The sequence below is a fragment of the Clostridium sp. genome (genome assembly GCF_021372645.1).
Lineage (GTDB): Bacteria > Bacillota > Clostridia > Clostridiales > Clostridiaceae > Clostridium.
The window spans coordinates 35,995-47,072 of record NZ_JAJFUC010000103.1; the positions used below are offsets into that span (position 1 = coordinate 35,995).

At 29.6% G+C, this 11,078-nt stretch carries 12 protein-coding genes; all 12 read left to right on the forward strand.

Annotation, left to right across the window (positions count from 1 at the left end; all coding sequences use genetic code 11):
* Nucleotides 1-32: 32 nt before the first annotated feature.
* The 12 genes from cdd (at nucleotide 33) to LLF98_RS15215 (ending at nucleotide 10,896) form a co-directional block, all read left to right on the forward strand.
* Complete coding sequence (gene cdd, locus LLF98_RS15160; protein ID WP_291705071.1) at nucleotides 33-437, forward strand: cytidine deaminase; 405 nt, start codon at nucleotides 33-35, stop codon at nucleotides 435-437.
* Between the two features lie 80 nt (nucleotides 438-517).
* On the forward strand, nucleotides 518-1,708 hold the full coding sequence (locus tag LLF98_RS15165; RefSeq protein WP_291705074.1) for a phosphopentomutase: 1,191 nt from the start codon (nucleotides 518-520) through the stop codon (nucleotides 1,706-1,708).
* Between the two features lie 122 nt (nucleotides 1,709-1,830).
* On the forward strand, nucleotides 1,831-2,010 hold the full coding sequence (locus LLF98_RS15170; RefSeq protein WP_291705076.1) for a hypothetical protein: 180 nt from the start codon (nucleotides 1,831-1,833) through the stop codon (nucleotides 2,008-2,010).
* An 82-nt stretch (nucleotides 2,011-2,092) separates the two neighbouring features.
* Entirely contained in the window at nucleotides 2,093-2,878 is a 786-nt protein-coding gene (locus LLF98_RS15175) for a TatD family hydrolase (protein WP_291705078.1), read from the forward strand.
* Between the two features lie 269 nt (nucleotides 2,879-3,147).
* Nucleotides 3,148-4,203 (forward strand): 3D domain-containing protein, encoded by a 1,056-nt coding sequence (locus LLF98_RS15180; protein ID WP_291705080.1) that lies wholly within the window; start codon nucleotides 3,148-3,150, stop codon nucleotides 4,201-4,203.
* Nucleotides 4,204-4,377: 174 nt separating this feature from the next.
* A complete protein-coding gene (gene rnmV / locus LLF98_RS15185) occupies nucleotides 4,378-4,935 on the forward strand; it encodes a ribonuclease M5 (protein WP_291705082.1) in 558 nt (185 codons plus the stop codon).
* The gene (gene rsmA, locus LLF98_RS15190) at nucleotides 4,936-5,787 is read left to right on the forward strand and encodes a 16S rRNA (adenine(1518)-N(6)/adenine(1519)-N(6))-dimethyltransferase RsmA (RefSeq protein WP_291705085.1); all 852 of its coding nucleotides are present in this window, start codon (nucleotides 4,936-4,938) and stop codon (nucleotides 5,785-5,787) included. It abuts the gene before it with no gap.
* An 83-nt stretch (nucleotides 5,788-5,870) separates the two neighbouring features.
* On the forward strand, nucleotides 5,871-7,751 hold the full coding sequence (locus LLF98_RS15195; RefSeq protein ID WP_291705087.1) for a hypothetical protein: 1,881 nt from the start codon (nucleotides 5,871-5,873) through the stop codon (nucleotides 7,749-7,751).
* 15 nt (nucleotides 7,752-7,766) lie between these two features.
* The gene (locus LLF98_RS15200) at nucleotides 7,767-8,333 is read left to right on the forward strand and encodes a hypothetical protein (protein WP_291705089.1); all 567 of its coding nucleotides are present in this window, start codon (nucleotides 7,767-7,769) and stop codon (nucleotides 8,331-8,333) included.
* A 111-nt stretch (nucleotides 8,334-8,444) separates the two neighbouring features.
* A complete protein-coding gene (locus tag LLF98_RS15205; RefSeq protein ID WP_291705091.1) occupies nucleotides 8,445-9,218 on the forward strand; it encodes a prolipoprotein diacylglyceryl transferase in 774 nt (257 codons plus the stop codon).
* On the forward strand, nucleotides 9,205-10,041 hold the full coding sequence (locus LLF98_RS15210; RefSeq protein WP_291705093.1) for a hypothetical protein: 837 nt from the start codon (nucleotides 9,205-9,207) through the stop codon (nucleotides 10,039-10,041). The genes LLF98_RS15205 and LLF98_RS15210 overlap by 14 nt, the downstream gene beginning before the upstream one ends.
* 15 nt (nucleotides 10,042-10,056) lie before the next feature.
* Entirely contained in the window at nucleotides 10,057-10,896 is an 840-nt protein-coding gene (locus LLF98_RS15215; protein ID WP_291705095.1) for an Mrp/NBP35 family ATP-binding protein, read from the forward strand.
* Nucleotides 10,897-11,078: the final 182 nt, after the last annotated feature.

Genomic DNA, 11,078 nt, shown 5'->3' on the forward strand with positions numbered 1-11,078 from the left:
AAAAAATTATTTAATTATGGGAGATGTGAAATATGGAGAAATATCAAGATATTTTAGATAGAGCTTTTGAAGCAATGAAAAATGCATATGCACCTTATTCAAAATACTATGTTGGTGCTTGTGTTTTAACTAAAGATAAAAAATATTTCATAGGTGCAAATATCGAAAATGCATCCTACGGACTGACAAATTGTGCTGAAAGAAATGCAATTTTTCAAGCTTATTCAAATGGATATCGTAAAAATGATATAGAGGCAATAGCTATTGTAAGTAATGGAAAAATATTAGCAACTCCTTGTGGAGCTTGCCGCCAAGTGTTAGTAGAGTTATTAGAAAAAAATACACCAATAGTCCTATCTAATAAAAATACAGAGAAAATTACTAATATTGAAGAATTATTACCAATGTCTTTTGGTGAAGAAGATTTGAAAGAATAATAGTTCAAATGGTTAAAAAATAAATTATTTAATGAGTACAAGGATAGATTTAAGCATTCTAAGCTTAGAAAGGATGAGCTATGAAGAAATATAATAGAATTTTTACAATAGTAATAGATTCACTTGGGATTGGGGAAATGACTGATTCAAAAGAATATGGAGATATTGGTGTAGATACACTTGGACACATATCGCAATCAGTGGAAAATTTTAAATTGCCTAATCTACAAAAGTTAGGTTTAGCTAATTTACATCCTATCAAACATGTAGATCCAGTTAAAAAACCTTTAGGTTATTTTATGAAGATGAGAGAAGCAAGCGTAGGCAAAGATACAATGACTGGTCACTGGGAAATGATGGGATTAAAAATAGAAACTCCATTCAAAACTTTTACGGATATAGGCTTTCCACAAGAATTATTAGATGAATTAGTAAAAAGAACAGGTCATAACATTGTAGGAAATAAAAGTGCTAGTGGTACAGAAATCTTAGATGAATTTGGAGAGTATCAAATAGAAACAGGTGATATGATTGTATATACTTCAGCAGATTCTGTTTTGCAAATTTGTGGTCATGAAGAAGCATTTGGATTAGATGAACTTTATCGTTGCTGTGAAATTGCAAGAGAATTAACGCTTATAGACGAATGGAAAGTGGGAAGAGTTATAGCAAGGCCATATTTAGGAATGAAAAAAGGTGAATTTAAACGTACAAGTAATAGACATGATTATGCATTAAAACCATATGGAGCAACTGTACTTAATGTATTAAAAGATAATGGATTTGATGTAATATCTGTCGGAAAAATAAGAGATATATTTGATGGTGAAGGTATAACAGAATCAAACAGGTCAAAAAGTTCTGTCCATGGAATGGAACAAACATTAGAAATAATGGATAGAGATTTTAATGGATTATGCTTTGTTAACTTAGTTGATTTTGATGCATTATGGGGACATAGAAGAAATCCAGTTGGTTATTCAGAGGAATTAGAAAAATTTGACATAAACTTAGGAAAAGTATTAAGTAAATTAAAAGAAGATGATTTACTAATAATTACTGCAGACCATGGTAATGATCCAACTTATAAAGGTTCTGATCATACACGTGAATTTGTTCCTTTCTTATCATATTCACCATCTATGATTGAAAATGGATTAATGGAAACAAGCAATAGTTTTGCAGCTATTGGAGCTACAATAGCAGATAATTTTGAATTAGAAATGCCTGAAAACACAATTGGTGAATCAGTATTAGAAAAACTTATTTAAGACCAGGAAAGGTATTAATTGATGGAATAATTTTAATTCCAGGACAAGAAAGTGAGGCTAGTGCTAAACTATTAAAATTCAATAACATACCATTTGTATTTGTAGACAGATATAAGGAGATTATGACTGAGCATGGAATTTATAATAAATCGTTAATTTTTGAAAGTAAATTTTCTTTAGAAGGTGGTATTGAAATAACTAATCAAATAATTGATAAATGTGAATCTGTTGACGCTATTTTTTATTCTAATGATATAATAGCTATAGGAGGAATAAAAGATCTTACAAAGAAGAGAATATAAAATTCCAGAAGACATTTTGATAATTGGATTTGATGGAATAACATTATCTTTAATGTACTTAACAGGAAGGATGATACTAAGTATGAAAGAAAAATTTAAAATAATAGATAGTCATGCACACTATGATGATGAGGCTTTTAATAAAGATCGAGAAAGAGTATTAAATGAAATTAGAGAAAATGGAGTCATTGGAGTATTAAATTGTGCAGCATCATATGCTAGCTTAAAAACTACAGATAAATTAACTAAAGACTATGATTTTATATTTGGAGCCCTAGGAATACATCCAGAAAACGCTAATGAAATGAAGGAAGATACTTTAGATGAGATTAAAGCTTATATTAAAAATAATGATAATATAGTAGCAATAGGAGAGATTGGCCTAGACTATTATTGGGATGAAAATCCACCAAAGGATATTCAAAAAGAAGTATTTAGAAGACAAATGAATTTAGCAAGAGAATTGAATTTTCCAGTTGTTATTCATGATAGAGATGCACATAAAGATACATTGAAAATAATGCGGGAATTTCCACAAGTTACAGGGGTAGTGCATTGTTTTTCAGGGAGTGTAGAGTTTGCAAAGGAGTGTATAAGTCTAGGCTATTACATAGGATTCACAGGTGTTGTTACTTTTAAAAATGCAAAAAAGCTTGTTGAAGTAGCTAAGGAAATACCACTAGAAAAAATTCTTGTTGAAACAGATTGTCCGTATATGACGCCAGAGCCAAACCGAGGAAAAAGGAACAAATCGGACTATATTGAATATATAATAACTAAGATTGCAGAGATTAAAGAAATTGACCCATACAAGGCAAATTTGACTTTTAATGAGAATTTTGTTAGGTTGATTAATAAGGAAAATTAAGGTAAAATATAACTTGTACACTCAAAACAATAATTCTTGTACTCAATTAATAATAAATTAAATACAAAAGTTTACAATTAAATATCATTGCATTTCTAACTATATAATGGAGTAGCGTTAAAATCAGCTATCATTTTTATATTATTATATTTTTATGCACAGAGTGCATTATTACTATGCTTCATTATAATGCAAGAGGTTATGAATTTGACAAATTTGGGTTATTAATATATAATTCAAAGAACACTCTTGCCAAAGGAGGGAAACTAATGGTAGAAAAATTGAAACAATTTATTAAACAAAGTTTTTCTAACGGTCCGACCAAGGCAAAAATTATAATTGGAACAATTGCAATGGCAGTTGTAATTGTTGCATTAGTGACAATAATGAGCATGAGAAAAACGCTCGTAATAAGTATAGACGGTAAAGAAGCGACTTTTGTCACGTACAAGGGGACTGTTAAAGATGTGTTGCAAGAAAAGGGAATAGAATTAGCGCCTAAAGATATAGTGCAACCATCATTGGAATCCAAAGTATCTGAGAAAGAAACTATTAAATTAAAGACAGCTATTCCAGTGGAAATTAATTCAAATGGAATAAAAGTACAAGTGCAAACAGCAGAAAATACTATTGAAGATATGCTAGATGCAGAAGGAACTACATTAAAAGAACAAGGGATCCAATTTGACAAAAATGTAGATGAAGTATCACCTTCGTTAGATTCTAAAATAGAAGGTAACTTAAGTGTACAACTCGTTAAAGTAGAAACAAAAGATATTGTTAAGAAAGAAGCAATTAAATTTGATACAATAGTTGAAAAAGATGCAAATCTAGATAGTAGTGTTCAAAAGGTTAAGAGTGAAGGAAATAATGGCGAGAAGGAAATTACCTATCAAGTAGTATATAAAGATGGAGTAGAAATTTCTCGTAATGTAAAGAGCACTAAAACTATTTTAGAACCACAAAATGAAATAGTGGTAAAAGGAACTGGTCAAGTGTATGCAAGCAGAGGCGGAGATAGCATAACTTATAAGAAAAAGCTTAATTGCACAGCAACAGCTTACAGTAACCATTCTAATACTGCTACAGGAAGAACACCTGTTAGAAATGAAGGCGGTTTAAGTACGATTGCAGTTGATCCATGTGTAATTCCATTAGGAAGTAAAGTCTATGTAGATGGATATGGATATGCAATTGCAGCTGATACAGGTGGTGCTATAAAGGGCAATAAGATTGACATATACCTTAATTCGTCAAGTGAATGTAATAGTTGGGGTAGAAAATCAGTTAATGTATTAGTAGTTGCTTCTCCGGGAGAATGGTAAATTATCTTAAGAGATAACATTTGTTATCTCTATTTTTTTTCTTTAAATTATAAAGTTTTTAGCATATTATTAAAGAAGAGATAAAATAAAGAGAGATTATTTGATAATTAAATTTAAGTTAATAGTCTTATAGAACAGTGAATAATTTAATGGGAAATGAAAGGAAGTAGAATATTGATAAAAGAAGTAATCGTTGTTGAAGGTAGAGACGATGTTGATGCTGTAAAGAAGGCTTTAGAGGCAGAAATAATAGCTGTTGGAGGCTTCGGAATAAATGCAAAGGTAATTGCAAGAATACAAGAAGCCCAAAAAAGAAAAGGAGTAATTGTTTTAACAGATCCAGATTTTGCAGGTGAGAAGATAAGAAGAATAATATCTAAGAGAGTTAAGGGCATAAAGCATGCATATATTGCAAAAGAAGATGGACTTAAAAATGGGGATATTGGAGTTGAAAATGCTTGCCCGGAGGTTATTTTAAAAGCACTTGAAATGGCTAAAATAACACAGATAGAAAAACAAGAGTTTTTTACTATGCAAGATATGTTCTATTTTAAACTTACTGGAGATGGCACATCAAAGGTTAGAAGACGCATGTTAGGTAAAATATTAGGGATAGGATATGGCAATGCAACTCAAATGATTTCTAGATTAAATAATTATGGAATAACAAAAGAAGAATTTACTAATGCTATAGAAGAAATTGAAAAACAATTGGAAGTAGGTAAGAAATAAATGGATCTAAAAGATATAAAAACTCAAGAATTAGTTAAGAAGTATAATTTTAAGTTTACAAAAAGTCTTGGTCAAAATTTTTTAGTTGATGATTCAGTACTTAGCGATATAGTAGATGGAGCAGAAGTAAATAATGAAGATTTTATTATAGAAATTGGTCCAGGAGTAGGAACTTTAACTGCTCAGCTTTTAATAAAAGCAAAGAAGGTAACTGCAATAGAATTAGATAATGACTTAATTCCCATTCTAGAAAAAGAATTGGGGGATAATGAGAATTTTAATTTAATACATAAAGATGCACTTAAAGTAGATTTTAATGAACTTATAGGAGATGAGAAAAGTGTTAAACTTGTAGCTAATCTTCCATATTACGTTACAACACCTATAATCCTTAAACTTTTAAAAGATGGATATAATTTTAAATCTTTAACTATCATGATACAGAAGGAAGTTGCAGAAAGAATTAATGCTAAGCCAGATTGCAAAGAATATGGTGCATTGTCTGTTTTGGTACAATATTACTGTGATACGAGTATAGTGAGAAGAGTAGCACCAACATCATTTATTCCAAGACCAAAGGTTGAATCTATAGTAATAAAATTAGATAGACTAGATAAACCAAGAGTTAAAACTAAGGATGTAGAGCTCATGTTTGAATTAGTAAGGGCTGGGTTTAATATGAGAAGAAAGACTTTATGGAATGCTACAAAGACACTTAAAGTAAATAAAGAAAAATTAGAAGAGGCATTTAAAAAATCAGGAATAGACCCTAAGAGAAGGGCTGAAACACTAACAGTACAAGAATTTGCAACATTGGCAGATAGTATATATGATGTAAAAATCACAGATTAAAGGCATTGAACCTTAATTAAATCATAATAGTAATTCCTCAGCATATAATATATGGAATAAATGTATGTGGAGGGAATATAGGGTTGGCACATAATAAATTATATAGAAACTTTATAATATTACAGGAAGATGAAAGAGGATATTCTCATTCTAATGATAAAGCTTTGTCTGGATATGCGAAGGTTGAGGCAAAAGGTGATAAATGTAAGGTATCTTTTTATGCCCAAAATCTTAGACAAGGAGATAATTATTCTATGGTACTTATCTGTTGCAAAAGGGATTTAAAACAACTAATCGATTTAGGACCTTTGGCAATAAATGAAGTTGGAAAGGGAGATGTCAGCAAAGACTACTATGTCAATAACATAGCTGGACTTGGAATATCTTACGAAAAAATATCTGGAGCTGCAATTTGTAAGGTGAAGGATAATGAAACTGAGTTTATAATGCACGGATTTATGAATGGAGAAGATTCTACTGATAACTGGAGAAAATTTAAAATTGTTAAGATAGACTCTAAAAGGTACATTAATAAATTGGATGAAGAGCCTAAAAAGAAAGATATTTCTAGTTTAGGTATAGCTGATAAACCTATAACATCAAAATCAAATATTTTAGAAACTAAAATTATAGAAACATCTAAATCAGAAAATGTATTAGCTGAGCGTAAGAAAGATGAAATTAATCTTCAGCCTAAAGGGAACACAGAAATAGGTGTTTTAAATGAAGATAATTCTAACGTGGAAGATAATTCTAACGTGGAAGATAAGAAACAAAATAGAATTTCTGAAAATCATCAGAATATAGTGCCTGAAAATCACCAAAATATAGCTGAAACTATAAATACTTTAGATGAAGATAGAAATAAGTGTAAAGAACCTAAGAAATGTGAGAAACACGATAAATGTGAGAAAATTGAGAATATAGAAGATACTATTAATAAATTAGCTAAAAAATTGGATAGTTATGATGGCGTAATAGATTTAATGATAAACAATGTACATGAAGATGTTATAATTTATGGTTTTATAAAAGACAAGAAAGATTGTGATTGTAAGTGGAAAAAATTTAAAATAGAAAAGAAATGTAGAAATCAGAGACAAGACTTCAATAATATTCAAAGCAACTCTAAGAGAATAGAAGAAAACTTTAAATTAGACAAATTAAATGAAATTGATACAGTAGATCGGTTGGATAGGTTAGATATAATAGATTTTGATGAATATGAAAATGAAATTAAAAAAATAGGACCAAAGGCACCAACAGGAGAAAAGGGACCAATAGGAGAAATAGGACCAATGGGACCAACAGGAGACAAAGGACCAACAGGAGAAATAGGACCAATGGGACCAACAGGAGACAAAGGACCAACAGGAGAAATGGGACCAATGGGACCAACAGGACCAATGGGTCCAAAAGGGCCGATGAATGCAGAATGTCAAACTAAAACAACTCATCTAATAATGGAGCAGCCAGAAGTAGTAAAGAAAAAAGAAAAATGCAATTTAGGCAATATGGAACAACAGCTAGTTTCAACACAGAATTTTAACATAACTGGAGAATTAGGTAAGTATTTTGAAAAACTTGCGGAAGACTTTGAGCCCTATAACGGAAGTTTAGCTGATATAAATTATTGCAAATTGTATAAAATGAATGTAAATAGTATAGAAGATTTATCTGATGAATCAAATTATAATAAATATACATTGGCATATTATCCAATGCTAAATTATTATCCTTACATTAGTAAAGAAGGATATTTTTTATTAGGTTATAAATGTGATGGAAATGGGGAAATGAAATATATCGTATATGCAGTACCAGGAAGTAAAGATAAGATTGATCAACCATATGGTGGAAGAACAGGTTTCGTAACATGGACTAGCGATAATGCAAATGGTAAAGGATATTGGCTAATGTTCTATGATTTTAAAAATTCTTCAATTGTAATCCCAACAAAATAAGGAAATAAAATTGTTATGAATAAAAAGCAAGTAATTGTTACGTCAATATTGTTATCATTAATGCTAATATTAGCCATAACTCAGGGTTTCTTTAAGAATGATTTTGAACAAGTAGTTCTTATGAACCAAGGAATAAGTAAATTTAAGGAATATCATTTCAATGAAGGTAAGCACATTATATCATTGCCAAGTGAATGGATTGTAGATGAAAAAGAAAGTGAAGGAGAATATGTAAGTTATAAATTAGATTTTAGAGACAAAAATAATAAACTTAATGGTTTAGTAGAATTAATAAATACTAAAGAGGATCTAAGCGTATTTGCAGAAAATGATTTAAATAATCAATACTTGGAGTATTATAATTCTGAGGTAATGCCTTTTAAAAATTCTAATAATTCAGGAGTATTAGTACAATATGAGACAGCTATAAAGAATGGATATGACTTTAAAAATGAATGTTATTACTTAAATTTAGAAGAAGGTAAAACAATAAAGATATTATTTAATCTAAAGGAAAAAGATTATAAGGAGAATATGAAGACTATGTTTAATACTATTATTTCAAGTGTTAAGGTATCTTAAACAAGACAAATAAAATTTGCCAAGGATAAGGATAAGTATTATAATTTAAGTATCAAGGAGAGGCAGAAACTAGCTTCTCCTTGATACTTATTTGATGTTTGGAGGGGAATAATGAGAATCATATTGTTTGAAATATTTGGTATACAGATAAAGAGTTACGGATTAATGATTGCAATTGGTATAATAGTTGCAGCAACGTTATTTATAAATAGGGCAAAAAAGAAAGGTTTTGATGAAGATTCATTATTAAACTTAATTATTTTTGCAATAATAGGTGGAATGCTTGGAGGAAAAGGATTATTTATAATAACTGAATTCAAGAATATTATAAAGGATTCAAGTATATTATTAAATTTTGGATATGGTTTTGTTATTTATGGAGCTATAGGTGGTGGAGCTCTAGCTATGTATTTATATTGTAAAAAGAAGAATTGGAATATCATTGAAATGCTAGATATGATGGTTCCAGGACTTGCAATAGCTCAGGGATTTGGAAGAATTGGATGTTTTTTAGCAGGATGCTGTTATGGTGCAGAAACTACATTGCCTATAGGTGTTGAATTTCCTAAAAATTCTCTTGCGCCAACAGGGATACATGTTCATCCAACGCAGATTTATTCTTCTATTTTTGATTTTTTATTAGGATTTGTTCTTTTATATTATAGTAAAAGGGAAAGAAAAAATGGGAAGGTAATGGGGTTATACCTAATAATATATAGTATAGGAAGATTTTTAGTAGAATTTTTGAGAAATGATCCAAGAGGTAGTGTTGGAGTTCTTTCTACATCACAATTCATTTCAATATTTACTTTAGTGCTTGGGATTATTATTTTTAATAAGCACAAGATTTTTAAAGGAGCGAAGAAGAACATTGAAGAACAATAAATTTTCAATTATAGTTTTAACTGCACTATTAATTGCAAGCATGATGCTCTCAGGCTGTACCTTTATTAATAATTTAGAAGTTAAAATGAATCTTAGAAATCAGAAATTTGAGTATATAAAACAAAATAAAGTAGATAAGATAATAATACAAAATGTTAGAGATAGCGGATTTAGGTTTGTGATTAATGATAGTAAGGCAATATATGACATTTATAATCTTTTGTCAGGAGGTAGTGAGGTTTCTAAAAAAAGCTCTCTTGATCCAGATTATATTTTTGAAATATATGTTGGGGATGAAGTAAGAAAATATAACTATGTAGTTGGAGCAAATGAGCGTGGTACAGGAAATTTTTATGATGATGATAAAGCTTTTTTGGTATCGAAGAATTTAGAGAATACAATAATGCAAAATCTTTCAGTTATAAGAAAACCAACAGATTTTAATTATATATACTATCAATCAATATTAAAGGTTATTGAAAATAAAAAAGATGTTTTATCCAATGTAAATAAGGTTGGATTAGATATAAGCGGAGATACAGATTGTTTAAAATATATATTTTCTGTATATTTAGAACATTTTAGAAAAAGTTTAAATAAAACTTTACCTAATATTGATTTAGTAAACAATAATTCTGAAGACTTTGATACAATAATTAAAGTCAAAAACAGAGGATATAATAGCACAATTTTTAAAACTTTAATAACTGTGAATAATAAGAAGGATAAGTCCTTTGAAAGTTATTATATAACAGCAGAATATAATTATAAGGATTGGGACATTAAAGTAAGCGATCCTAACAAAGTACCACAAGATTGGTAGAGGAGGATAAATATAATGAGTTGTGAAAACTGTAAAAGTAAAGATACATGTCAATCTAAGGGAGAAGGCTGTAAAGAAGAAAGTTTAAAGTTAATACCTAGATATGGAAAGATAAAAAATGTAATAGGTGTTATAAGTGGAAAAGGTGGTGTTGGTAAATCAACTGTTACTGGAATTATGGCAGCTATGTTAGCTAAGAGAGGCTATAAGGTAGGCGTTTTAGATGCAGATATTACAGGACCATCTATGCCAAGGTTTTTTGGTGTTAATAGTAAAAGAGCAACTATAATTCCTTTAGAAAATGATATGGTAAAGTTTGAGCCTGTAGAGACAGAAAGTGGAATACGGATAGTTTCTATGAATCTTTTAACAGCAGTAGAAGATGAACCTGTTATTTGGAGGGGTCCCGTGATTACAGGAGTATTAAAGCAAATGTTTATAGAAACTAATTGGGGAGAACTTGATTATTTACTTATAGATATGCCACCAGGTACTGGAGAGATAGCTTTAACTGTAATGCAAGAGTTTCCAATTGATGAAATTGTAATAGTTTCTACACCACAAGATATGGTATCAATGATTGTTAAGAAAGTTGTTATCATGGCTCAAAAGATAGGAGTAAAAGTTAAGGGAGTAGTAGAAAACATGGCTTATATAAACTGCTCAGATTGTGATAAAAAAATAAGAGTATTTAGTAGAAAATCTTCAGAAGAAAATGCTGAATATCTAGGATTACCTCTAATAGGAGAACTGCCAATTAATATTGAACTTACAGAAGCACTAGAAGAAGGAGAAGCTGAAGAATATGTCAGAGAAAATCCATTATATTCATTAATATTTGAAGGATTATACTAAAAGTGTTTAAGAATATTTAAAAAATAACTAGCATAATCGAGGAGGCCACTGAAAAAGTGCCCTCACTCTATTTTAAGAATTAAAAAGTATAATTCCAATACGTTTAGTATTGGGAATATGCTTTTTTTGTTATATAATTTATTTATTAAGACTAAGCAAGGTGGTAAATAAATGTTAAAGCA